At 66.7% G+C, this 22,290-nt stretch carries 20 protein-coding genes and 1 pseudogene; 11 read left to right on the forward strand and 10 right to left on the reverse strand.

Translation table 11 applies throughout. The features are described 5' to 3' along the window. Positions 1–25: 25 nt before the first annotated feature. Entirely contained in the window at positions 26–1,252 is a 1,227-nt protein-coding gene (locus QTH91_RS13305) for a D-amino acid dehydrogenase (protein WP_286660537.1), read from the reverse strand. 190 nt (positions 1,253–1,442) lie between these two features. On the opposite strand from QTH91_RS13305, the gene QTH91_RS13310 reads away from it, so the two are divergent. Both QTH91_RS13310 and QTH91_RS13315 read left to right on the forward strand, forming a co-directional pair. Then, the gene (locus QTH91_RS13310; RefSeq protein WP_286660538.1) at positions 1,443–2,327 is read left to right on the forward strand and encodes a ZIP family metal transporter; all 885 of its coding nucleotides are present in this window, start codon (positions 1,443–1,445) and stop codon (positions 2,325–2,327) included. A 92-nt stretch (positions 2,328–2,419) separates the two neighbouring features. Continuing rightward, positions 2,420–2,656, forward strand: a complete 237-nt coding sequence (locus QTH91_RS13315; RefSeq protein WP_286660539.1) for a hypothetical protein — start codon at positions 2,420–2,422, stop codon at positions 2,654–2,656. A gap of 33 nt (positions 2,657–2,689) precedes the next feature. Here QTH91_RS13315 and QTH91_RS13320 read toward each other — a convergent pair whose 3' ends face one another. From QTH91_RS13320 to QTH91_RS13330, 3 genes are all read right to left on the reverse strand, one after another. Continuing rightward, positions 2,690–3,610 carry a sulfurtransferase gene (locus QTH91_RS13320; protein ID WP_286660540.1) on the reverse strand — a complete coding sequence of 307 codons (921 nt, stop codon included), beginning with the start codon at positions 3,608–3,610 and terminating at the stop codon, positions 2,690–2,692. Between the two features lie 35 nt (positions 3,611–3,645). Then, the gene (locus tag QTH91_RS13325) at positions 3,646–4,569 is read right to left on the reverse strand and encodes a DMT family transporter (protein ID WP_286660541.1); all 924 of its coding nucleotides are present in this window, start codon (positions 4,567–4,569) and stop codon (positions 3,646–3,648) included. A gap of 82 nt (positions 4,570–4,651) precedes the next feature. After that, the gene (locus QTH91_RS13330; RefSeq protein WP_286660542.1) at positions 4,652–5,794 is read right to left on the reverse strand and encodes an aromatic ring-hydroxylating oxygenase subunit alpha; all 1,143 of its coding nucleotides are present in this window, start codon (positions 5,792–5,794) and stop codon (positions 4,652–4,654) included. A gap of 253 nt (positions 5,795–6,047) precedes the next feature. Between QTH91_RS13330 and xseB the strand changes: the two genes are divergently transcribed. The 4 genes from xseB to QTH91_RS13350 all read left to right on the forward strand — a co-directional run bounded on the left by xseB (position 6,048) and on the right by QTH91_RS13350 (position 10,331). After that, positions 6,048–6,329, forward strand: a complete 282-nt coding sequence (gene xseB, locus QTH91_RS13335) for an exodeoxyribonuclease VII small subunit (RefSeq protein WP_390367973.1) — start codon at positions 6,048–6,050, stop codon at positions 6,327–6,329. After that, positions 6,326–7,249, forward strand: a complete 924-nt coding sequence (locus QTH91_RS13340; RefSeq protein ID WP_390367905.1) for a polyprenyl synthetase family protein — start codon at positions 6,326–6,328, stop codon at positions 7,247–7,249. The genes xseB and QTH91_RS13340 overlap by 4 nt, the downstream gene beginning before the upstream one ends. A gap of 14 nt (positions 7,250–7,263) precedes the next feature. Continuing rightward, positions 7,264–9,159, forward strand: coding sequence for a 1-deoxy-D-xylulose-5-phosphate synthase (gene dxs, locus QTH91_RS13345; protein WP_286660543.1), 1,896 nt, complete (start codon positions 7,264–7,266; stop codon positions 9,157–9,159). 89 nt (positions 9,160–9,248) lie between these two features. Further along, the gene (locus QTH91_RS13350; protein WP_286660544.1) at positions 9,249–10,331 is read left to right on the forward strand and encodes a TRAP transporter substrate-binding protein; all 1,083 of its coding nucleotides are present in this window, start codon (positions 9,249–9,251) and stop codon (positions 10,329–10,331) included. Between the two features lie 109 nt (positions 10,332–10,440). Here the strand turns inward: QTH91_RS13350 and QTH91_RS13355 are convergent, their stop codons facing one another. Next, positions 10,441–12,318: a TRAP transporter large permease subunit gene (locus QTH91_RS13355; protein ID WP_286660545.1), complete on the reverse strand. Its 1,878-nt coding sequence runs from the start codon at positions 12,316–12,318 to the stop codon at positions 10,441–10,443. Between the two features lie 29 nt (positions 12,319–12,347). Then, positions 12,348–12,953, reverse strand: coding sequence for a TRAP transporter small permease subunit (locus QTH91_RS13360; protein ID WP_286660546.1), 606 nt, complete (start codon positions 12,951–12,953; stop codon positions 12,348–12,350). 210 nt (positions 12,954–13,163) lie between these two features. Here QTH91_RS13360 and QTH91_RS13365 point away from each other — a divergent pair, with 210 nt between their 5' ends. Both QTH91_RS13365 and QTH91_RS13370 read left to right on the forward strand, forming a co-directional pair. Beyond that, positions 13,164–14,468, forward strand: coding sequence for an SUMF1/EgtB/PvdO family nonheme iron enzyme (locus tag QTH91_RS13365; protein WP_390367909.1), 1,305 nt, complete (start codon positions 13,164–13,166; stop codon positions 14,466–14,468). Positions 14,469–14,591: 123 nt separating this feature from the next. Continuing rightward, positions 14,592–14,972 carry a nuclear transport factor 2 family protein gene (locus QTH91_RS13370; RefSeq protein WP_286660548.1) on the forward strand — a complete coding sequence of 127 codons (381 nt, stop codon included), beginning with the start codon at positions 14,592–14,594 and terminating at the stop codon, positions 14,970–14,972. Between the two features lie 162 nt (positions 14,973–15,134). Here QTH91_RS13370 and QTH91_RS13375 read toward each other — a convergent pair. The 3 genes and pseudogenes from QTH91_RS13375 to modA form a co-directional block, all read right to left on the reverse strand. Further along, a pseudogene (locus QTH91_RS13375) lies at positions 15,135–15,663 on the reverse strand (ABC transporter ATP-binding protein); the annotation flags it as partial. Between the two features lie 4 nt (positions 15,664–15,667). After that, entirely contained in the window at positions 15,668–16,324 is a 657-nt protein-coding gene (modB, locus tag QTH91_RS13380; RefSeq protein ID WP_286660675.1) for a molybdate ABC transporter permease subunit, read from the reverse strand. 26 nt (positions 16,325–16,350) lie between these two features. Continuing rightward, positions 16,351–17,115: a molybdate ABC transporter substrate-binding protein gene (gene modA, locus QTH91_RS13385; RefSeq protein ID WP_286660550.1), complete on the reverse strand. Its 765-nt coding sequence runs from the start codon at positions 17,113–17,115 to the stop codon at positions 16,351–16,353. A gap of 73 nt (positions 17,116–17,188) precedes the next feature. Here modA and QTH91_RS13390 point away from each other — a divergent pair, with 73 nt between their 5' ends. Then, a complete protein-coding gene (locus QTH91_RS13390; protein WP_286660551.1) occupies positions 17,189–17,986 on the forward strand; it encodes a TOBE domain-containing protein in 798 nt (265 codons plus the stop codon). 27 nt (positions 17,987–18,013) lie between these two features. On the opposite strand, the gene QTH91_RS13395 is transcribed toward QTH91_RS13390, so the two are convergent. Continuing rightward, on the reverse strand, positions 18,014–19,153 hold the full coding sequence (locus tag QTH91_RS13395) for a helix-turn-helix domain-containing protein (protein ID WP_286660552.1): 1,140 nt from the start codon (positions 19,151–19,153) through the stop codon (positions 18,014–18,016). A gap of 235 nt (positions 19,154–19,388) precedes the next feature. On the opposite strand from QTH91_RS13395, the gene QTH91_RS13400 reads away from it, so the two are divergent. Continuing rightward, entirely contained in the window at positions 19,389–19,862 is a 474-nt protein-coding gene (locus QTH91_RS13400; RefSeq protein ID WP_286660553.1) for a (2Fe-2S)-binding protein, read from the forward strand. A 33-nt stretch (positions 19,863–19,895) separates the two neighbouring features. Further along, entirely contained in the window at positions 19,896–22,280 is a 2,385-nt protein-coding gene (locus tag QTH91_RS13405) for a xanthine dehydrogenase family protein molybdopterin-binding subunit (protein ID WP_286660554.1), read from the forward strand. Positions 22,281–22,290 lie beyond the last annotated feature (10 nt).

Consider the following 22,290-nt stretch of genomic DNA (forward strand, 5'->3'; position numbering starts at 1 on the left):
AAGGCCGGCGTCTGCGCCGTCTGTCTCAGCCCAGTTCGTTGACGACCTGCACGGCCGATCCGAACGCCAGCGTCAGTCCCAGCGCGCCGTGCCCGGTGTTGAACAGCAGGTTGGTCGGCGCCCCCTCGATCCTGCCGATGATCGGCTGCCCCGTGGGCGTGGCGGGCCGCAAGCCGGCCCAGGGGTTCAGCGTTTCGAAGCGGCTGCACGCTGGAAACAAGGCTCGCGCGGCATCGGCCAGCGACTGGATGCGCTCCGGCGCCACGGTCCGGTCATGGCCGACCAGTTCCGCCATGCCTGCGACCCGCAGCCGATCGCCCAGACGGGCGAAGACCACCTTGCGCCTGGTGTCGGTGACGCTCACGCGGGGCGCCGAGTGAGCGCCTGCTCCAGGGTCGACGTCGAGCGTGATGCTGTACCCCTTGAGCGGGTAGACCGCAAGCCCGACGCCCAACATCCGAGCGAGCCGCGGAGAGTCGCTGCCAAGCGCCATCACGAAGGCATCCGCCTGCAGGTCGCCCGCACTGGTGCGCAGTGCCGTCACGAGACCGCGCTCGCGACGAAAGCCCTGCACCTCGCAGTTCAGGTGCACCTGCGCGCCCTTGCGCACGAGGGCTTCTGCCAACGACTGGCAGAGCTTCAGGCTGTCGATGGCGCACTCGCTGGGGGTGTAGACGGCGCCCGCGAAATGCTGGCGATAGCCGTCGAGCGCGGGCTCGATGGCCACGCACTGGGCGGCGTCGAGAACCTCCTGCGGCGCTCCGCCCAACTGACTTTGCAGCAGCACCTGTTGGCGGGCGCCTTCCAAGGCGGCCAACGTCGGTTGCAGGACCAGCTTGCCGGTCTGAGAGAAGTCGCAGTGGGTCGACAGCTCGGACAAGGCGCCTTCGAGCGCGGTGCGGCTGGCGGCCGCCAGTGCCAGCAGTCGGGCAGTGGTCTCGCGCGATTGGACGGCGTTGCAAGCGCCCAGAAAGCTCAAGCCCCAGCGCCACTGCGCGGGATCGAGCCGAGGGCGCAGCTTCAAGGGTGAATCCGGTGCCAGCAGGAGCTTGGGCAACTGCGCCCAGATCGACGGGTCGGCCAGCGGCTGGACGTACGAATAGCTCAGTTGCGCCCCATTGCCGCTGCTGGTTCCGCTGCCTGGCGCTGCCCGGTCGACGATGGTGACGCTGTAGCCGTCGCGCTGCAATTGCCAGGCCGTGGCCAGTCCGACAATGCCCGCCCCCAGGACGCAGACGTGTTTCGAATTCATGCCTTCGAGCATCGCATGAACCGCGCCAGTGGGGCGGTGTCCCGCCGGGCAGGCGCCGGATCGCGCGGGGGGGCTTGACGCGATTGCTAAGATCAAAAAGCGCTTGTGCTTGTCGCGGCTTTTCGCGAAAGACACATGGCCCGTCTCACTTCGCAAGCCGGCCCACCGCCGGCTTCATTGTTCTCACACCATGCAACTCTTCGCAATCTTGCTGGCGACGCTGATCGCCGGCATCGGCAGTGTCTGGATCGCGGCCCTGCTGATCCGCCTGGGTCGTCCTGGCGCGGACGGCGGCTCGTCTGGCGCTCAGTCGCTGCTCAGCCTGGCGGCGGGCGCGCTGCTCGCCACGGCCTTCATGCATCTGCTGCCGGAAGCCTTCGAGGCCGGCGTCCGTCCGGAACTGCTGTTTGCCGTCCTGCTGGGCGGGCTGGTGCTCTTTTTCCTGCTCGACAAGGCGGAGCTTTGGCACCACGGCCACGAGCACCATCACGGAGGGGAAGCTCCAGCGCACTCGCATGACCATCATGGGCATGCCCACCACGCGCATCACCACGACGATGGGCATCGCCCCGGCGGATGGGCGGTGCTGGCGGGAGACAGCGTCCACTGTTTCGGCGATGGGGTGCTGATCGCATCGGCCTTCATGGCCGACATCAAGCTGGGGGCGGTGGCCGCCCTGGCAGTGCTGGCGCACGAAGTGCCCCACCACATCGGCGACCTGGCCGTGCTTCGCCAATCGTCGTCGGATGCGCGTGCTGCGCTGATCAAGGTGTCGTTGGCCGGCACGGTGACGGCCCTTGGCGGAGTGCTCGGTTGGTGGCTGGTCGATCGCCTGCACGGTCTCTTGCCCTATTTCCTGGTCCTGGCCGCCAGCAGCTTCATCTACGTGGCGCTGGCGGACTTGATTCCGCAGCTGCAGCGCCGACTCAGCGCGCGCCAGACGGCCGCGCAGGTCGCCTGGCTGCTGGCCGGCATTGTGCTGGTCACGCTGGTGAGCCACCTGGTGCACGAGGGAAGCCACGACCACGATCACGAGCACGGATCGGCGGCCGGCCATGAAAATCATGCGCACTGAGTAGTAGCCTGGGCTGGCGTTGAGGCGCGAACGCGCGCAACATTGGGGGTCCGACTTCCGAAGATGATTCTTCGAGCATCAGGAATCCGACCATGAAGCGTCAGCCAAGCAAGGCCGCGCCCGTCGCGGCGGCCAAGACTGCACGGGACAAACCGAAGCCCGGCGCCCACCTTTTCGAGCCTCCGGAGAACGAGGAGGAGGACGATTCCGACGTGCCGGATGAACTGGCCGAGGAAACAGGCCTGGATCTGCACGATGCCAGCGATCTCGACGCCGACAACGTGCCGGCTGACGAGGAGTCAGATCGGGTCCTGCGCGCGCCGGACTAGCGGCGCCGCGGGATCAGCGCGAGCGCCCAGCCTTCAAGGCTCGGCGCCTTGGCGCTTTGGCGTTCCGGGGGTGTTGCTCCATTCGCTCCAGCTGCCGGCATAGAGCGCCGTGGGCGCGAAGCCGGCAATGCGCATGGCCAGCAGATTGGGCACGGCGCTCACGCCGCTGCCGCACTGATGCACCACCGTGGCGGGGTCGCGGTCGCCCAGCAGGGATTCGAACTCCGAGCGCAACTGAGCGGCTGGCTTGAACTTGCCATCCGGGCCCAGGTTGTCGGCAAAGGGGCGGTTGAGCGCGCCGGGGATGTGGCCGGCCACCGGGTCCAGTGGCTCGACTTCGCCCCGGTATCGCGCCGCGGCGCGCGCGTCGATCATGGTCTGTGCGGGGCTCTCGAGCGCAGCGACGACCTCCGAAGTGCCGACCAGTCGGGCCAACGGCTCGCCGATCACGTAATTCGACTGGAAGTGCGCCGGCTCCTCGCGGCTGGTGACCTCGTAGCCAGCCGCCGTCCAGGCCTGCAAGCCGCCGTCGAGCACGGCGACGGCCTCGTGGCCCATCCACCGCAGCATCCACCACAGGCGGCCGCAGTAGTTGCAGCCATTGCGGTCGTAGACCACGGCCTGCATCGAATTGGAGAATCCGACGCTGCTGAGCCAGGCCGCGAAGCGTTCCCGGCTGGGCAGCGGATGGCGACCGCCTGAGGCCGGTGCGTCGGCTTCACGCTGCGTGATCACGTTGCCGTCCTTGCCAGGCGCGCCGTGCTTGGCGCTCAGCGCGGTGTCGAGATGGGCATAGACCGCGCCCGGGATGTGCGCCTCGCGATAGGCATGCTCGCCCGCATCGGGCTTCATCAGGTCGAAACTGCAGTCGAAGACCATCAGCGCGGTCGCGCTGTCTGGGCGGGATTGCAGGTCACGTAGTTGCTCGACGGAAATGAGTGTGTCGTAGGCCATGAGGCGCATTGTCTCGCCTCTTGCGCACAACGTGCTCAGTGTTCTTCCGCCGGTGCCTTGGGAACTGCCCGCTGCCGCAGCACGGTGGCGGCAATGCCGCTGACGATGATCAGGGCCATGCCGGCCCAGGCAAGGCCATCGATCGGGTCCTTGAACAGCAGCAGGCTGTAGAGGGCGGCAAAGATGATCCCCGAATATTGCAGGTTGGCCACGACCAGCGTCGCCGCCGAGGTTCTAGCGCTGGAATAGGCGCGCGTCATGCACAACTGCCCTCCGGCAGCCAGCAGGCCGACCGGCAGTAGCCAGAGTGCATGGCCCCAGTCCCATGGGGACATGCCGGTGATCAGCGTCCCCAGGCCGCCGAACACGGCCGAACCCATCGCGAAATAGAAGACGGTGCGGGTCTCGGGCTCACCAATGCGCGACAGCGCGATCACCTGCATGTAGGCAAACGCGGCGGTCATGCCTGAAAGCAGTCCCGACAAGCCCGCCAGTCCCTGGTCTGCGCCCACACTTGGCCGCAGGACGAGCACCACGCCGCCGAAACCCACCAGCACGGTCATCACCAGCGGAACCTGCAGCGGTGGCGGAGCGACGCGCCCATCCCGCCCTCGCAGCGGCACCCAGGCCAGCAATGCGCCGCCGACGAGGAAGGCGGCGATCCACACACTGCTCATGTAGTTCAGCGTCATGGCCGTGGCCAGCGGCATGCCGGCGATCGCATAGAACCAGGCGCCCAACGAAAACACGCCGATGACGCTGCGCCAGACGTGCATGCCCGGATACTGGGTGCCCAGCCGAACGCCCTGGCGCCGCGCCAGCAGCGCGAGGAAGATCATGCCGATCACGCCGCGCCAGAACACCAGTTCGGTCATCGTGAACCAGTTGGAAGCGATCTTCACGCACACCCCCATCGAGGCGAAGAGGAAGGCGGCAAGAATCATCCAGAGCGCTTGCATGTCGAACGTGTGGAGCTGGCAGGAAAAAGCCCCGGCGCTGAGAACAGGCACCGGGGCAGGAATGTGGATTGTCGCAGGAGGATCAGGGCTCGAGGCCGGAAGGCGCCATCTGTTCCCGGTACCACTCGTGGAAGTGCTGCATGCCGTCTTCCATCGGGCTCTGGTAGGGGCCGCGCTCGTCGTCGCCGCGCTGCAGCAGCGCGCGCCGGCCGGCATCCATGCGCAAGGCGATCTCGTCGTCTTCCACGCAGGTTTCCATGTACGCGGCGCGCTGGGCCTCGACGAACTCGCGTTCGAAGGCGGTGATTTCCTCGGGATAGTAGAACTCGACCATGTTCATCGTCTTCTGCGGCGAGATCGGATGCAGCGTCGAGACGGTGAGCACGTGCGGATACCACTCGACCATGATGTGCGGGTAGTAGGTGAGCCAGATGGCGCCGTGCTTGGGCGGCTTGCCCTGGCGATAGGCCAGCAGTTGCTCATGCCAGCGTTCGTAGATCGGGCTGCCGGCGCGGCCGAGCCGATTGGCCACCCCCACCGTCTGGACCGAGTAGTGCTTGCCGAACTCCCAGCGCAGATCGTCGCAGGTGACGAAATTGCCCAAGCCCGGATGGAACGGGCCCACGTGGTAGTCCTCCAGATAGACCTCGATGAAGGTCTTCCAGTTGTAGTCGCACTCGTGCATCTCGACGTGGTCGAGCACGTAGCCGTCGAAGTCGAGTTCCGCGCGCGGGCCCAGGCGTGCCAGGTCGGCGGCGATGTTGCGGCCGTTGTCCTCGAACAGCATCCCGTTCCACTCGGTGAGCGGATAGTTGCGCAGGTTCAGGCAGGGGTCTTGCGCGAAATGCGGCGCGCCGATCAGCGTTCCCGAGGGCCTGGAGGGGTCGGAGGCGGAGTAGGTCCAGCGGTGCAGGGGGCAGATGATGTTGCCCCCCGATTGCGCCGGCAGCGCACCTCGGCCGCGAAGCATGACCGCCTGGCGGTGGCGGCAGACGTTCGAGACCAGTTCGACGCCGTTGGGCGTGTTCAGCAGCGCCCGGCCTTCGTGCTCCTGAGGCAAGGCGAAGTAGTCGCCACGCTCCGGCACCGACAGCCGATGGCCCACGTAGCGGGGCCCCTTGGCAAACAGGTGCGCCATTTCCTGCGCGAAGAGCGCTTCGTCGAAATAGGAGGAAACGTGGAGTTGGCTCGTGGCCTGCTGCAGTTGAAGACTTAAATCAGACATGGGTGACCTGACCAAGCTCCCCACAGGGAGATAGAAACGCGAAATCACACGACTTGGCCCGTTGCAGCCCAAATTGCGGTGCCATGCTCACCTCTGATGGGCGATCTGCACGGGCACTGCTGGTGGCCTTCCCTGAGTGCAGAACCGACCATCGGCAGCACTCGCCAAGTCGCAGGCGGAGAACCGTCAATTGTACCCCGGCGATGCTGCTTCCGGGTCGGCCCCTAAAATGACATGTTTCACCGACAAGTACATGCCCAAGGCTGCCCCCGTTCCCCCCACCGATGCGCTCTTCCAGGAGGACCGCGAAGTGTCCGTCGCCCAGGCGATGCCCGCCACTTACGAGGCCGCCTTGCAGGAGTTGGAGCAACTGGTGGGGGCGCTGGAGTCCGGCCAGTTGCCTCTCGACGAATTGCTGGGCAGCTATCGGCGGGGCGCTGCGCTGCTGGAGTTCTGCCGAGGCAAGCTGCAGGCGGTCGAGGACCAGATCAAGGTCCTCGATGCAGGCAATCTGAAAGCATGGACGACTGAATGACGCTCAACCCCACATTCGAGAACGACTGGGACCAGGCCCGGCTGGCCGGTTGGATGACGCCGCATCTCGATCGCGTCGAGGCCGCGCTGTCGCGTTGGGTGGGCGTCAACGCGCCGGTGGAACTGGGCGATGCGATGCGCTATGCGGTGCTCGACGGCGGCAAGCGCCTGCGCCCGCTGCTGGTGCTGGCGGCCGGCGAAGCAGTCGGCGGCCACCAGGACGCGATGCTGCGTGCCGCCTGTGCCACCGAACTCATTCACGCCTACTCGCTGGTCCATGACGACTTGCCCTGCATGGACAACGATGTCCTGCGTCGCGGCAAGCCCACCGTCCATGTGAAGTACGGCGAGGCCGACGCGCTCCTGGCCGGCGATGCGCTGCAAGCTCTGGCCTTCGAACTGCTGGTGCCCGACGAGACCGACATCGCTCCGGCCGTGCAGGCGAGCCTGTGCCGTCTGCTGGCACGCGCCGCCGGCTCGGAAGGGATGGCAGGCGGCCAGGCCATCGACCTTGCCAGCGTCGGCAAGGCCCTGGACGAAGCCAGCCTGCGCCGAATGCACCGGCTCAAGACGGGCGCTCTCCTGCAAGGCAGCGTCGAGATGGGCGCGGCATGCGCGCCGCAGGTGCCGGCCGCGGTGATGAAGGCATTGCGCGAATACGGCGCCGCGCTTGGCCTGGCATTCCAGGTCGTCGACGATATCCTCGACGTGACCGCCGACTCCCAGACGCTGGGCAAGACCGCAGGCAAGGACGCCGCCAGCGACAAGCCCACCTATGTTTCACTGCTCGGGCTGGATGCCGCTCGCGCCGAAGCCGCGCACCTGCTGGGCGAGGCGCTGTCGGCGCTCGATCGCAGTCATCTGCCCGACACCGGGGCGCTGCGGGCATTGGCTCGCATGGTCGTCGAGCGCGACCGATAACGACAAGGCTCTCGATGGTTCCGATTCTTCCCTCCATTTCCTCGCCGCAGGACCTGCGCCGCCTGGACCGAACGCAATTGCCGCAGTTGGCCGACGAAGTGCGCGCCTGCGTGCTGGACAACGTCTCGCGCACCGGCGGGCACCTGAGCTCCAACCTGGGTACGGTCGAACTCACCGTTGCGTTGCACTACGTGTTCGATACGCCGGAAGACCGCATCGTCTGGGACGTCGGGCACCAGACCTATCCCCACAAGATCCTCACCGGCCGGCGCGAGCGCATGGCCACGCTGCGGCAGTTGGGCGGCCTTTCCGGATTTCCGCAGCGCGGCGAGAGCGAATACGACACGTTCGGCACCGCGCATTCGTCCACCAGCATTTCGGCTGCGCTGGGCATGGCGGTGGCCGCCAAGCAAAAGGGCGAGGACCGCCACTGCATCGCAGTGATCGGCGACGGCGCGATGACGGCGGGCATGGCTTTCGAGGCCTTGAACAACGCGGGCGTTGCCGAGTGCAAGCTGCTCGTCATCCTGAACGACAACGACATGTCGATCAGCCCGCCCGTGGGAGCGCTCAACCGCTACCTGGCGCAGTTGATGAGCGGCCAGTTCTACGCCAAGGCCAAGACCGTGGGCAAGAACGTGCTGTCGAAGGCGCCGCCGCTGTTCGAGCTGGCAAAGCGGCTCGAGGAACACGCCAAGGGCATGGTGGTCCCGGCCACGCTGTTCGAGAAGTTCGGCTTCAACTACGTCGGCCCGATCGACGGGCACGATCTCGAATCGCTCATTCCGACGCTTGAAAACCTCAAGCATCTGGATGGCCCGCAGTTCCTGCACGTGGTCACCAAGAAAGGGCAGGGCTACAAGCTGGCCGAGGCCGACCCCGTGGCCTACCACGGGCCTGGCAAGTTCGACCCCTTGGTGGGGTTGGTCAAGCCGACCACCGCGCCCAAGACCACCTTCACGCAGGTCTTCGGCCAGTGGCTGTGCGACATGGCCGCGCAAGACGGCCGCCTGGTGGGCATCACCCCAGCCATGCGCGAAGGCTCCGGCATGGTGGAGTTCGAGAAGCGCTTCCCGGGCCGCTACCACGACGTCGGCATCGCCGAGCAGCATGCAGTGACCTTTGCCGCCGGTCTTGCCTGCGAAGGCCTCAAGCCGGTGGTGGCGATCTATTCGACGTTCCTGCAGCGCGCCTACGACCAGCTGGTGCACGACGTCGCGATCCAGAATCTGCCGGTGGTCTTCGCGCTGGATCGCGCTGGCTTGGTCGGCGCCGATGGCGCGACGCATGCCGGCGCGTACGACATTCCCTTCCTGCGCTGCATTCCCAACATGAGCATTGCGGCTCCGGCCGACGAAGCCGAGTGCCGGCAATTGCTGACCAGCGCGTACGAACAGGATCATCCGGTGGCGGTGCGATATCCGCGTGGAGCCGGTGTTGGCAAGGTCCCGCACCTGACCCTCGACTCGCTGCCGCTGGGGAAGGGCGAGATCCGCGCTCAGGGCGCGCGCATCGCCATCCTCGCTTTCGGCACACTGCTTTATCCTGCGCTCACTGCCGGCGAGGCGCTGGGTGCCACGGTGGCCAACATGCGGTGGGTCAAGCCACTGGACCGCGAACTGCTACTCGAAATCGCCCGCACCCACGAGGCGATCGTCACGGTGGAAGAGGGCGCCGTCATGGGCGGTGCAGGCAGCGCCGTCTCGGAAGCCCTGCAAGAGGCCGGTCTTCAGCGGCCCATTCTTCAGTTGGGGCTGCCGGACCGCTTCATCGAGCACGGTGATCCCGCCAAGTTGCTCGCCGCAGTGGGTCTGGATGCGGCCGGCATCGAGAAATCGATACGCGAGCGCTTCGCCTATTTGACCGGTGAAGAGCATTCCGCAGGGAAAACCCGGGCGAGCGCGGTGTAAGTGCTTTTTTACAATCGTCTCGCTAAAACCAAAGCGCATGCGCGGCCAAGAGCCGCGTTTGTTTTTTTCATGCATTCGGAGTGAACCTGATGGATCGTCGTTCCCTAATCAAAAACGCTGGCATCGCCGGCGTCCTGGCGGCTGGCATTGCACCTGCTGTCCATGCGCAAGCAGCCGTCCGCTGGCGCCTGGCTTCCAGCTTCCCGAAATCGCTCGACACCATCTACGGTGGCGCCGAAGTGTTCTCCAAGGCCGTCAAGGACATGTCGGGCGGCAAGTTCGAGATCTCGGTCCACGCTGCTGGTGAACTGATGCCCGCCTTCGGCGTGGTGGACGGCGTGCAGCAAGGCTCGATCGAAGCCTGCCACACCGTGCCCTACTACTTTTACGGCAAGGACCCCGCCTTCGCCATCGGCTCGGCCATTCCCTTCGGCTTCAACGCTCGCCAGATGAATGCCTGGATGATGCACGGCAACGGCCGCAAGCTGATGAACGAGTTCTATGCCAACTACGGCATGCTGAGCTTCAACGGCGGCAACACCGGCACGCAGATGGGCGGCTGGTTCCGCAAGGAAATCAAGGGCGTGGCCGACATCAAGGGCCTGAAGATGCGTCTGGGCGGCGGCCTGGTCGGCGACGTGATGACCAAGATGGGCGCCGTGCCGCAAAGCATCCCCGGTGGCGAGGTCTACCAGGCGCTCGAGAAGGGCACGCTGGATGCCGCCGAGTGGGTCGGCCCCTACGACGACCAGAAGCTGGGCTTCAACAAGGTCGCTCCGTTCTACTACTACCCCGGCTGGTGGGAAGGCGGCCCTGAGGTCGACTTCTTCATCAACCAGAAGGCTTTCGACGCTCTCTCGCCCGAGAACAAGGCGATCGTCAACGCCGCCTCGGCCTACGCCGCGCAGGACATGCTGGCGAAGTACGACGCGCTGAACCCGATCGCCCTGAAGCAACTGGCTGCTGCCAAGACCAAGGTTCTGGCCTTCCCCAAGTCGGTGATGGACGCTGCTTTCAAGGCTTCGCAGGAAGTCTACGAAACCAACAGCGAGAAGAGCCAGGCCTGGAAGAAGATCATTGCCGACATGCGCAACTTCCAGCGCGACCAGGTGCTGTGGTTCCGCTTCGCCGAGCAGACCTACGACTCGTTCATGGCGACCGTCAAGCTCTGATCGAGTTCAGTCCGACCCGCCTTGCGGGTCAGGCAAAAAAAAGCCCCGCATCGCGGGGCTTTTTCATTGGCCGTTGCCTGCGCATTCGTCAGGCAACGGTATGCACCACCTACTTCTTGGGCTCGGTTTGGAGCGAATCCTGCAACGCCTTCATCGGGTCGTTGTCGTTGGAAGGGGCAGCGTTTTCGAGCGCCTTGGCGGGATCGTTGTCCGCGGCCGAACCTCCGGTGGACTCCTCCAGCGCCTTCATCGGATCGGCGGCTTCGGTGGAGGGTGCCGCGGGCGTCGCCGGCGCGCTGCCGCCCAGCGAAGGCGCGGACGGGGCGCTGTAGGTCGCATCGGGCAGCAGCGAGTCGAGCTGCTGCGTCGCCTTTTCCATGTCGACGGCTTCCTTCTTGCCCAGGCCCGAAGAGACGATGCCAGGGAAGGAGATGATCAGACCCACCATGATGATCTGGATGATCACGAAGGGCACGGCGCCCCAGTAGATCTGCGTGGTCTTGATCGGCTCGATCGTCTTGCCCGTCACCTTGTCGGTGTAGGGCTTGTCGGCCGCGACGCTGCGCAGGTAGAACAGCGCGAAGCCGAAGGGCGGGTGCATGAACGAGGTCTGCATGTTCACGCCCAGCAGGACGCCGAACCAGATCAGGTCGATGCCCAGCTTGTCGGCCACCGGCGCCAGCAGCGGGATGACGATGAACGACAGCTCGAAGAAGTCCAGGAAGAAGGCCAGGACAAAGATCAGGATGTTGACCAGGATCAGGAAGCCGATCTGACCGCCGGGCAGGCCGGACAGCAGGTGCTCCACCCAGCGCGGCCCGTCGGCGCCCTGGAAGGTCAGGCTGAAGATGGTCGAGCCCAAGAGGATGAACACCACGAAGCACGACAGCTTGGTGGTCGAGAACAGGGCCTGGCGCAGCAGCGAGAAGGTGATGCGCCCGCGCGCCAGCGCCAGGATGAAGGCGCCCAGCGCACCCATGGCGCCGCCTTCGGTAGGCGTGGCCACGCCCAGGAAGATGGTGCCCAGCACCAGGAAGATCAGCAGCAGCGGCGGGATCAGCACGAAGGTCACCCGTTCAGCCATGCGCGAAAGCAGGCCCATGCGAGTGACGCGGTTGATCACGGCGATCACGAAAGCCAGGATCACCGCGCCGCACATCGACACCACGATCACCTCGTCCGTGGGCGCGTGCGTCACCTCCTTGCCGGTGATCGTTTCCATCACCAGGTCGTAGTTCTCGCCGACCCAGATGCCCAGGGCGGCGCACAAGGCGGTCAGGATGCCCAGCGACGTGAGGCCGCTGGAACCATTGGGTTCGCGCAGGGTGCGCGCCTCGGGCGGCATGGCCGGGGCCATCTGCGGGCGCAGGATCGCCATCAGGATCACGTAGCCGGCGTAGAACGCGGTCAGCACGAAGCCCGGAATGAAGGCGCCCTTGTACATGTCGCCCACGCTGCGGCCCAACTGGTCGGCCAGGATGATGAGCACCAGCGAAGGCGGGATGATCTGCGCGAGCGTGCCGGAGGCGGCGATCACGCCGGTCGCCAGGCGGCGGTCGTAGCCGTAGCGCATCATGATGGGCAGCGAGATCAGGCCCATCGAGATGACCGATGCGGCCACCACGCCGGTGGTTGCGGCCAGCAGCGCGCCCACGAAGATCACGGCCAGTGCCAGGCCACCGCGGATGGGGCCGAACAGCTGACCGATGGTCTCGAGCAGGTCCTCGGCCATTCCGCTTCGCTCCAATATGAGCCCCATCAGGGTGAAGAAGGGAATGGCGAGCAGTGTCTCGTTCTGCATGATGCCGAAGATGCGCAGCGGCAGTGCCTGGAGCAGTGGCTCGGGCAGCACGCCCAGTTCGATGCCGATGAAGGCAAAGAACAGGCCGCAGGCACCCAGGCTGAACGCCACGGGAAAGCCGAACAGCAGAAAGCAGATGAGCCCCACGAACATGATGGGGGCGAAATTGGCGATGACGAAGTCCATGTGATGCGTCTCTTGTTCTTGTCAGGCGGTCACTTGGTCGCAGGCGCGGGATTCTGCTCGGCCAGGCGGCGAATCTCCTCCGCGAGCTCTTCCTCTGCGCTCTTCTTCTCGCTCTTGACGCCTGGATCGGGCGCCTTGCCCGACAGGTAAGCGAAGCGCTTGATGACTTCGGACAGGCACTGCAGCAGCAAGAGGGCGAAGCCGGCCGGAATCAGCAGATAGACCGGCCAGCGGATCAAGCCGCCCGAGTTGTTCGACATCTCGCCCGAGACCCAGGCGTTCATGAAGAAGGGCCAGCTGAAGTAGATCACTGCCAGGCACACCGGGAGCAGGAACACCAACCCGCCGAAGATCTCCATCTTGACCTGCGTACGACGCGTGAAGCGTCCGGCGATCACATCGATGCGAACGTGCTCGCCCTGCAGGAAGGTGTAGCCGGCGGCGAGCAGGAAGCTGGCGGCGAACAGATACCACTGCAGTTCGAGGTAGGCGTTCGAGCCCATGTCGAACACCTTTCGCACGATGGCGTTGATGGCGCTGATCAGCGTCGATGCCAGGATCAGCCAGATGGACCACTTGCCCACCTGCGTATTGAGCCAGTCGATGGCCCTGCATATCTTCAATAAAGCACTCATTTGTCCCGTGGCTCCTGGTAGAGGGTGCGGCCCATGCAAGCACACCCGGGACCTGCCTTGTGGACAGGTCGGCCGGGTGTGTCTAGGGTGCGAGGATTCTATCGGTCGCCCAAGAGGCGCCCGGTTTGTGAATCTACGTGGATTCCCCTACGTGAGCTTGCGGATGAGGCCGGGCAATCTCGATTTTCGGGCTGAAGCCCAACGCCCATAATGGCCGCGATGTCACCTCCCTCTTTTGGTGCGGGACCGGGCGCGGCCGCCAAGCCGACGTCCATCGATTCGCCGGACATGCGCCGCGCCGACCGCGAACTGCTCTCGCTGGCCCTGATCGACGCGCGCAATCACACGCTGCACCTGTTGTCGCTGTACGAACAGGCGCTCGAACAGGCCGGTCAGGCGCGCATTGCGCCGACAGCGCAGGTCACGCCGCCGATCTGGCTGGCCGGCCACATCGGCTGGTTCGCGGAATGGTGGATCGCGCGCAATACGCAGCGGGCCTACGGCATGGATTGCCCGGTGCGGCCCACGCGGCTGGCTTCCATCGAACCGCATGCCGATCTCTGGTGGAATCCGACGCAACGCCCGCCCGCCGACCGCTGGGCGCCCGACCTGCCGGACCTCTCCGCCACCAAGGCCTACCTGCTCGAGACCCTCGAAGCCACGCTCGATCTGCTCGAGCGCGCCGGCGAGACCGACGCTGCCTTGTACTTCTATCGATTGGCGCTGTTCCACGAAGACCTGCGCGGCGAGCAACTCGTGGTGATGGCTCAGGCGCTGGGCCTGCCCATCGGTGCCGAGCTGCCGCCCCCATCCACATCGGCTGCGCCCCTGTTGCTGCCCGCCACGCGTTGGCGCCTGGGCCTGGACGCCGGCGAGGGCAACGGCTTCGTGTTCGCGCAGGAGGCTGGTCACGAAACGCTGTCGGTTCCCGAATTCGAGATCGACGCCCAACCCGTCACCTGGCAGCAGTACGTCGAGTTCGTCGACGATGGCGGCTACGACCGCGAGGAACTCTGGGCCGGCGAAGGCTGGCGCTGGCTTCAGCAGGAGGGTCGACGCGCACCACGGTATGTCGAGCAGATCGGCGCAGCCCACCGTGGCAGTGGCGGATCGGTGCTGCAGCAGCGCTTCGGCGCCACCCTGCGCGTGTCGGGCCACCACAGCGCGATGCACGTCGCGTGGTGGGAGGCCGATGCCTGGGCGCGCTGGGCAGGCCGGCGCGTGGCGACCGAAGCCGAGTGGGAGATCGCGGCAACGCATGCGGCGCGGCGAGGCTTTCGCTGGGGCGAAGTGCGCGAGTGGACGGCTGGCACCCTGCGGCCCTTCGATGGTTTCCGTCCCGATCCTTGGAGCGCCGGAACCGAATTCGATCCGCAGCCGCTCTTCGGTCAAGCGCGCGTGCTGCGCGGCGCGTCCTTCGCCACCCGCGCCCGACTGCGCACGTTGCGCGGACGAGCCTTCGCGCTGCCTGACGCCGACGACGGCTTCTTCGGCTTTCGCACCTGCGCGTTGTAGCGTCGCCGGCGCGCGCCCCATGACCTCCCGGGTCATGGCTTCGCGGCGCGCTTGCGCAGAGCATCTGGTCACGCCACCCGATCTTTGGTTGGCGCCCATGCAACGCCAACGAAAGGACAAGCCATGAACACCGTGAACGCCGCCGACGCCATGGACGTCGCCAACGACTACATCGCCCTGTGGAACGAAACCGATCCGCAGCGCCGCCTGGCGCTGCTTGCGCAGAGCTGGACTGACGACGCGCGCTATGTGGACCCGCTGGCCCAGGCCAGCGGCCGCGAAGGCATCAGCACGCTGATCGGCGCGGTGCAGGCGCGCTTTCCGGGCTTTCGGTTCCGGCTGCTCGGGCAGCCCGATTCGCACGGCGAGCACCTTCGCTTTTCTTGGGAGCTGGGTCCACAGCATGCCGGGGACATGATCCAAGGCACCGACTTCGCGCAGTTGAGCGATGGACGGCTGCGCAGCGTGACCGGTTTTCTCGACAAGGTGCCCGAAGGCGCGTGAAGGGCATGAGGTCGCGCCTGGGCTAGGCGCTCACCACCCGCCCGTGCTCGATGCGAACCACCGCCTGCGCCAGAGCGCGAACGTCTTCCTGGTCGTGGCTCACGAGCAAGGTCGGCATGCGCACGCGTTCGAGCATCTCGGCCAACTCGTCGCGCAGGCGGATCCGCAGATCGGGGTCCAGCGCCGAGAGCGGTTCGTCGAGCAGCAACAGCCGGGGCCCGGGGGCGATGGCGCGGGCCAGCGCAACCCGCTGCCGCTGCCCGCCGGACAGGTGACGCGGCAGCGCATGCCGCACGCCGTCGAGCCCGAACTGCGCCAGCAGCGCATCGACACGCTCGCGCGCGCCGGTGGGCAAGGGGCGGCCCAGGCGTCGAAGGCCATACAGCAGATTGCGCTCCACATCGAGATGCGGGAACAGCGCGTAGTCCTGGAACACCAGGCCGATGCCGCGTTCGCGCGCCGGCAGGTCGATGCCGCGTTCGCTGTCGAGAAGCGTGCTGCCGTCGACGCGCACGTGCCCGCGCACACCGGGCAGCAACCCCGCGATGGCCTGCAGCACCGTCGACTTGCCGGCGCCGGACGGGCCGAGCAGGGCGGTGCGCGGGCTCGTGGAGTTCAAGGCCACGTCGATGTCGAAGCTGCGGCCGGGCGAGTGCAGCTCGAGCTGGATGGCGATGTCGATGGTGCTCACGACTTCAGCTCCTGGGACTTTGCAGCAGCCGGTTGGCCAGCACGAGCAGCACGATGCACAGCACCGAGACGATCACCGTCAGCGTGAGCGCCAGCGGATCGTCGCCCGCCTGCACCGCGCTGTAGATGGCCACCGACAGCGTCTGGGTGCGCCCCGGCAGGTTGCCCGCCACCATGAGCGTGGCGCCGAACTCGCCAATGCAACGCGCCAGCGTCAGCGCCAGACCGGCGCCGATGCCGCGCTTTGCCAGCGGCAGGGCGATGCGCCAGAACACCTCGCGCTCGCTGGAGCCGAGCGTGCGTGCGGCCTGCAGCAGGCGCGGGTCGATCTCTTCGAACGCGGCCCGCGCAGCCTTGTAGGCCAGCGGAAAGCCCACCACCGCCGATGCCAGAACGGCGCCCTGCCACGTGAACAGCAACTGAATGCCGAAGGCCGCATCCAGCCAACGGCCGATCGGCCCATTGCGGCCGATGAGCACGATGAGGTAGTAGCCCAGCACGGTGGGGGGCAACACCATGGGCAGCACCAGGATGGCGTCGAGCGTGCCCTGGCCGGCAAAGCGGTGTCGCGCCATCCAATGGCCGGCTCCGATGCCCAGGGCGCCGGCGATCAGCGTAGCCAGCAAGGCCACCTGCAGCGTGAGCAGCAGGGGCTGCAGCATGGCCGGCGTGAAGGGGCCGAACAGACTCACGGCGGCGAGAAGCCGAAGCGCTGCAGGATGGCCTGGCCTTCGCTGCCGCGCACGAACTCGATGAATTCGCCGGCTGCCTTCGACCTGTTGCTGGCCGCCACGCGCGCGATCGGGTAGGTCACCGCGGTCGAAGTCGGCACGGTGAAAGCGACGCGGGTCTTGTCGGGATCGAGCAAGGCGTCGGTGCGGTAGACGAGGCCGGCGTCCACCTCGGCGCGCGCCACGTAGTTCAGCACCTGGCGCACGCTTTCGCCATAGACCCAGCGCGTCTGCAGCGCGCCATCGAGGCCCGCGGCCGCAACGGCGTCGGCGGTGTACTTGCCGGCCGGCACCGAGGCGGGCGTGCCGGCGGCGATGCGTGCATAGCCAGGGTCCGTCAGGTCCTTCAGGGACTTCGGATGGCGAGCGCTGCCGGCAGGCACCACCGCTACCAACGTGTTGCGCGCGAAATCGACGCGGCTGCCCGGGGCGAGCAGCCTGGCATCGGCCGCGCGGTCCATCGTGGCCTGGTCGGCCGAGGCGAACACGTCGACCGGCGCGCCTTGCCGCATCTGTGACAGCAACGCGCCCGAGGCCGCGAAATTGAAGATGACCTTCTGTCCGGGGTGGTGCTTTTCATACGCTTCGCCCACTGCGTTGAAGGCCTGGGTCAGGCTAGCGGCTGCCGAGACCACCAGATCCTCGGCATGGGCTGGAAGGCAAAGGAGCAGGGCGGTGAGCGGCGCGAGGCTTGCGCGCAGGCGCTTCGACTTGAGTTTCATGGTCGCTCTGTCCGGTCGCTATTCAAAAAAGGAATAGCGCAAGTGTAGCGCCGCTGCCATGACAATCGCCGCCATGGTTGAACCCCGCTACAGCGACGCCCTGGGCCATGGCCTGACGGACAAGCGCATCGACATCCTGCGCGGCATCGGGCGCACAGGCAGCATTTCGCAGGCGGCGCGCGAGGCAGCGGTCAGCTACAAGGCGGCCTGGCAGGCCATCGATACCTTGAGCAACCTGGCCGGCGTCGCGCTGGTCGAGCGGGTGGTCGGCGGCGCGGGCGGCGGCGGTGCGCGCCTCACGCCACAGGGGTTGCAACTGCTGTCGCTGGCCGAAGAACTGGGCGAGGCCAGGCGCGCCCTGCATGCGCGTCGCGACATGGCCGGCGGCGCGGGCGGCAATGGCGGAAAGGCCCACCTCGGCGCGCACGCGCTGGCTGGTTTGTCCGGCCTCGCCTTGCGCACCAGCATGCGCAACCAACTGCCGGCGCTGGTGCGGTCGCTGGAGGGCAGCGGCCACGTTGTTCGCGTCATCCTGTCGCTGGGCGATGGGCAGATCGCGGCGCGCATCACGCGCGAGAGTGCGCAGCTGCTGGGCCTGGAGCCCGGCATGGCGGTGATCGCCCTGTGCAAGGCGACGGCGGTGCGGGTGTCGCGACCCGCCGAGAGCGAACTGGCGACGCTGGGCGGCAACGTCCTGCAAGGCACGGTGGGCCGCCTGGATCGCAGCGAAAGCGGCGACGAGGTCAGCGTGACGCTGTCGCCGGGGCTGCAACTGGTCGGATTCGCAGAAGCCCACAGCGGGCTGCGTGCGCGCCAGCGCGTGGTCGCATGGGTGGACGAGGCGGCGGTGGTGGTGGCGCTCGGGGCTTGAGCGCTCGGCTTCGCTTGCAGGCGCCTTTCAGCCGGGCGGCTGCCGCCGCGCCTGCCAGAGCTTGCGATATACGGTCGCGCGGCTGATGCCCAGGGCGCGTGCGGCTTCCGCCACGTTGCCCATGGCATCGTCCACGGCCCGGCGGATCATTTCGCCTTCGACCTCGCGAAGGCTCGGACGGGCGGCCTGCTCGCCATCGTCAGTCACGGCGCGTCCACCCCGCTGGACGCGCGCGCGAACGCGCAGGCCGGACCACAGCGGCACTTCGATCGCGACGTCGTCCCGACGCGCAGCGTCGAAGAGCATGTTCAAGGGCACTGCGAACAGGTCGCTCGCATGCAGCGGCCCCGGCTCTCGCAGCAGCGGGCGGTGCAGCATCTGGCGCGCGCAGGCGTTGGTGCCGGTCACGTGGCCTTCGGCATCCAGCGCCACGAGGCCCATGGCTTCGGGGCCGACGCTGTAGCCGGGCCATGCCAGGTGCAGCAGGAGGGCGCATCGATGCTGCTGGACCAGCGCGTTCTCGATGCTGCGCGCCGACATCGCCGCCAGATGGACCAGCTCCGGGCGCTCCTGCTCGTTCACGCCGGTGAGGTCGAGCATGCCCACGCATTCGCCCTGCGGCCCGAACAATGGAGCGCCGGCGCAGCTGTAGACGCTGGTGACGTCGAAGAAGTGTTCGCCGCGGTGCAGCCACACCGGCTGCTGCTCGGCCAGTGCGGCGCCGATGGCGGTGGTGCCCACGCGGGACTCCGACAGGTCCACGCCCACCCGCGCCAGGTCGAGTGCGCGGCGCTCATCGCTTTGCGTCAGATCGGGCAGGGTGCCGACATCGACCACCAGCCCTTGTGCATCGGTGAGGATGGGGAAATACCGCGTGTCGGCCAGCGTGCGCGACAGGTGCGCCATGACGGGTTGGGCCGCTTCCACCAGTCGGTGATTGCGATCGCGCACTTCGCGCAGCCGGGCACGCGACACCGGGTCGAAATCGACCGAATCGTGCGGTCGTCGGCCAGCGCCGAGGCATCGCTGCCAGGACCGGGTGATCCAGGGCTCGATCGGGGCGGGCAGCCGGCCTGCGCCGTCATCGCCTTCGATCCACTGGCGGCGGGCCTGCGCGATGAGGGCGCCGCGTTCGGGGCGCTCGGTCTGGATGGCGGAGGTGAGCATGTGCTTTCGGGAATGCGATCCGGCGGCGGGCTGGCACCGGATGGGGGCCCGGGGATGCTGCCAGAAGCAAGCGTCCGCGCAATCCACAAAACGGTGCATCCAAAGCGCCCTGTTTCATTTTGAGAATTTCCGAGCCGGGCCGCAATCCGTCTAGGGTTTTGCCTAGCACCCCGTAGGGGCACCGCGTCCAATATCGCTTCGCCCATCAGCCATCACCAAGTTTGGAGACAGCCACATGCAGGTATCCCTGAAAGTCAACGGCCAGGCGACCACGGTCGACGCTCCCCCCAACACCTTGCTGGTCCAGGCCATCCGCGAGCATCTGCGGTTGACGGGCACCCATGTGGGCTGCGATACGGCCCAGTGCGGCGCCTGCACGGTCCATGTGAACGGGCAGGCGATCAAGTCCTGCAACGTGCTGCTGGCGCAGGTGCAGGGCGCCGAGATCACCACCATCGAAGGCATTGCCCAGCCTGATGGCACTCTGCATCCCATGCAGGCGGCGTTCAAGGAGTGCCACGGCCTCCAGTGCGGCTTCTGCACCCCCGGCATGGTCATGAGCGCCATCGACCTGTGCAAGAACCATCCGAACGCGAACGAGGCCGAGGTTCGCGAACTGCTCGACGGCAACCTGTGCCGCTGCACCGGCTACCAGAACATCGTCAAGGCGGTGATGCTGGGTGGCAAGAACATGGCCGCCCCGGCCTGAGCGGTCCGCAGAACAACGATCAGGAGACAGCAAATGGGTGCATCCGATTTCGCGAACCTCCCGCACATCGGCGAGGCGTACAAGCGCAAGGAAGACTATCGCTTCATCACCGGCAGCGGCCAGTACACGGCCGACGTGGTGCTGGATCGCCAGGCGCATGCGGTGTTCGTGCGTTCGCCGCACGCGCACGCCAACATCAAGTCGGTGGACGCCACCGCGGCGCTCGCCATGCCCGGCGTGATCAGCGTCTTCTCGGGCAAGGACATCGACGGCAAGATGGGTGGCCTGCCTTGCGGCTGGCTCATCAATAACCCCGACGGCACGCCGATGAAGGAGCCGCCGCACCCCATCCTGGCCATCGGCAAGGTGCGCTATGTGGGCGACCAGGTGGCGATGGTGGTGGCCGAGACGCAGGAGCAGGCGCGCAATGCCGCCGAAGCCGTGCAGGTCGACTACGAACCGCTGCCCGCGCTGGTCAAGGTGTCGGATGCAGCCGCCAAGAAGGGCGGCGTGACGCTGCACGATGCGGCGCCCGACAACCAGTGCTACAAGTGGGTGCTGGGCGACAAGGCCGCGGTGGACGCCGCTTTTGCCAGCGCGGCCCATGTCACCAAGCTCGACCTTGTCAACAACCGCCTGGTGCCCAACGCCATCGAGCCGCGCGTGGCCGTCGCGAGCTTCAGCCGCGCCACCGACGAATACGTGCTCTACGTGGCCAACCAGAATCCGCACGTCGAGCGGCTGCTGATGACCGCCTTCGTGCTCGGCCTTCCCGAACACAAGGTCCGCGTGATCGCGCCGGATGTGGGCGGCGGCTTCGGCTCCAAGATCTTCCTGTATGCCGAAGACGTGGCGCTCACCTGGGCGTCCAAGCAGATCAACCGCAACATCAAGTGGGTGGCCGACCGGTCCGAATCCTTCCTGACCGACGCCCACGGCCGCGACCACGTCAGCCATGCCGAGATGGCGATGGACAAGGACGGCAAGTTCCTCGCGCTGCGCGTGCACACCGACGCCAACCTGGGCGCCTACCTGTCCACCTTCTCCACCGCGGTGCCCACCATCCTGTATGCGACGCTGCTGGCGGGCCAGTACCTGACCCCGCAGATCTACGTCGAAGTGGATGCCTGGTTCACCAACACCGCGCCGGTCGATGCCTACCGTGGCGCCGGCCGGCCCGAAGCCACCTACCTGCTCGAACGCCTCGTCACTCGCTGTGCCTGGGAGATGAAGCTGGGCCAGGACGAGATCCGCAAGCGCAACTTCATCACCCAGTTCCCCTACCAGACGCCGGTGGCGCTGCAGTACGACACGGGCGACTTCCACGCTGCGATGGACAAGGCCAAGACGCTGGCCGAGGTCGACGGCTTTGCAGCACGCAAGGCCGAAAGCGAAAAGAAGGGCAAGCTGCGCGGCATCGGTTATTCGAGCTACATCGAGGCCTGCGGCATCGCGCCGTCGAACATCGCCGGGGCGCTGGGCGCGCGGGCGGGTCTGTTCGAATGCGGCGAGATCCGCGTGCATCCCACCGGCAGCGTGACGGTCTTCACCGGCTCGCACAGCCACGGCCAGGGCCACGAGACCACCTTCGCGCAGGTGGTGGCGGCGCGCCTGGGCATCCCGGTCGAGAACGTCGACGTGGTCCACGGCGACACCGGCCGGGTGCCCTTCGGCATGGGCACCTATGGCTCGCGTTCCATCTCGGTGGGCGGCGCGGCCATCATGAAGGCGCTGGACAAGATCGAGACCAAGGCCAAGAAGATCGCCGCGCACCTGATGGAAGCCAGCGATGCCGACATCGAATTCGCCGGCGGCGAGTTCAGCGTCAAGGGCACCGACAAGAAGATCCCCTTCGGACAGGTGGCGCTCACGGCCTATGTGCCGCACAACTATCCGCTCGACAAGCTGGAGCCGGGCCTGAACGAGACGGCCTTCTACGACCCGACCAATTTCACCTTCCCTGGTGGCACCTACATCTGCGAGGTGGAGGTCGACGCATCGACCGGCGAGGTGAAGGTGGACAAGTTCACCGCGGTGGACGACTTCGGCACCATCATCAACCCGATGATCGTGGAAGGCCAGGTCCAGGGCGGCATCGTCCAGGGCATCGGCCAGGCGCTGCTCGAGAACTGCGTCTACGACAGCGAGACCGGCCAGCTGCTCACCGGCAGCTTTATGGACTACGCCATGCCGCGAGCCCGCGACTTCCCGCAGTTCAAGCTCGATACCGTCTGCACGCCCTGCACGCACAACCCGCTGGGCACCAAGGGCTGCGGCGAGGCCGGGGCCATCGGCTCGCCGCCCGCGGTCATCAACGCGGTGCTCGACGCGCTGGCACCGCTGGGCATCAAGGACATCGACATGCCCGTCACGCCCAATCGCGTGTGGGAAGCCCTGCACGGCGCCGGCAAGGCCTGAGCTGAACGGA

This window comes from Variovorax dokdonensis, assembly GCF_030316895.1.
GTDB lineage: Bacteria > Pseudomonadota > Gammaproteobacteria > Burkholderiales > Burkholderiaceae_C > Variovorax > Variovorax dokdonensis.

Excerpts from the sequence above, each read along its gene's own strand:
- QTH91_RS13305 (WP_286660537.1), bottom strand. The coding sequence starts at position 1,252 with ATGAATTCGAAACACGTCTGCGTCCTGGGGGCGGGCATTGTCGGACTG.
- QTH91_RS13310 (WP_286660538.1), top strand. The coding sequence starts at position 1,443 with ATGCAACTCTTCGCAATCTTGCTGGCGACGCTGATCGCCGGCATCGGC.
- QTH91_RS13315 (WP_286660539.1), top strand. The coding sequence starts at position 2,420 with ATGAAGCGTCAGCCAAGCAAGGCCGCGCCCGTCGCGGCGGCCAAGACT.
- QTH91_RS13320 (WP_286660540.1), bottom strand. The coding sequence starts at position 3,610 with ATGGCCTACGACACACTCATTTCCGTCGAGCAACTACGTGACCTGCAA.
- QTH91_RS13325 (WP_286660541.1), bottom strand. The coding sequence starts at position 4,569 with ATGCAAGCGCTCTGGATGATTCTTGCCGCCTTCCTCTTCGCCTCGATG.
- QTH91_RS13330 (WP_286660542.1), bottom strand. The coding sequence starts at position 5,794 with ATGTCTGATTTAAGTCTTCAACTGCAGCAGGCCACGAGCCAACTCCAC.
- xseB (WP_390367973.1), top strand. The coding sequence starts at position 6,048 with ATGCCCAAGGCTGCCCCCGTTCCCCCCACCGATGCGCTCTTCCAGGAG.
- QTH91_RS13340 (WP_390367905.1), top strand. The coding sequence starts at position 6,326 with ATGACGCTCAACCCCACATTCGAGAACGACTGGGACCAGGCCCGGCTG.
- dxs (WP_286660543.1), top strand. The coding sequence starts at position 7,264 with ATGGTTCCGATTCTTCCCTCCATTTCCTCGCCGCAGGACCTGCGCCGC.
- QTH91_RS13350 (WP_286660544.1), top strand. The coding sequence starts at position 9,249 with ATGGATCGTCGTTCCCTAATCAAAAACGCTGGCATCGCCGGCGTCCTG.
- QTH91_RS13355 (WP_286660545.1), bottom strand. The coding sequence starts at position 12,318 with ATGGACTTCGTCATCGCCAATTTCGCCCCCATCATGTTCGTGGGGCTC.
- QTH91_RS13360 (WP_286660546.1), bottom strand. The coding sequence starts at position 12,953 with ATGAGTGCTTTATTGAAGATATGCAGGGCCATCGACTGGCTCAATACG.
- QTH91_RS13365 (WP_390367909.1), top strand. The coding sequence starts at position 13,164 with ATGGCCGCGATGTCACCTCCCTCTTTTGGTGCGGGACCGGGCGCGGCC.
- QTH91_RS13370 (WP_286660548.1), top strand. The coding sequence starts at position 14,592 with ATGAACACCGTGAACGCCGCCGACGCCATGGACGTCGCCAACGACTAC.
- modB (WP_286660675.1), bottom strand. The coding sequence starts at position 16,324 with ATGCTGCAGCCCCTGCTGCTCACGCTGCAGGTGGCCTTGCTGGCTACG.
- modA (WP_286660550.1), bottom strand. The coding sequence starts at position 17,115 with ATGAAACTCAAGTCGAAGCGCCTGCGCGCAAGCCTCGCGCCGCTCACC.
- QTH91_RS13390 (WP_286660551.1), top strand. The coding sequence starts at position 17,189 with ATGGTTGAACCCCGCTACAGCGACGCCCTGGGCCATGGCCTGACGGAC.
- QTH91_RS13395 (WP_286660552.1), bottom strand. The coding sequence starts at position 19,153 with ATGCTCACCTCCGCCATCCAGACCGAGCGCCCCGAACGCGGCGCCCTC.
- QTH91_RS13400 (WP_286660553.1), top strand. The coding sequence starts at position 19,389 with ATGCAGGTATCCCTGAAAGTCAACGGCCAGGCGACCACGGTCGACGCT.
- QTH91_RS13405 (WP_286660554.1), top strand. The coding sequence starts at position 19,896 with ATGGGTGCATCCGATTTCGCGAACCTCCCGCACATCGGCGAGGCGTAC.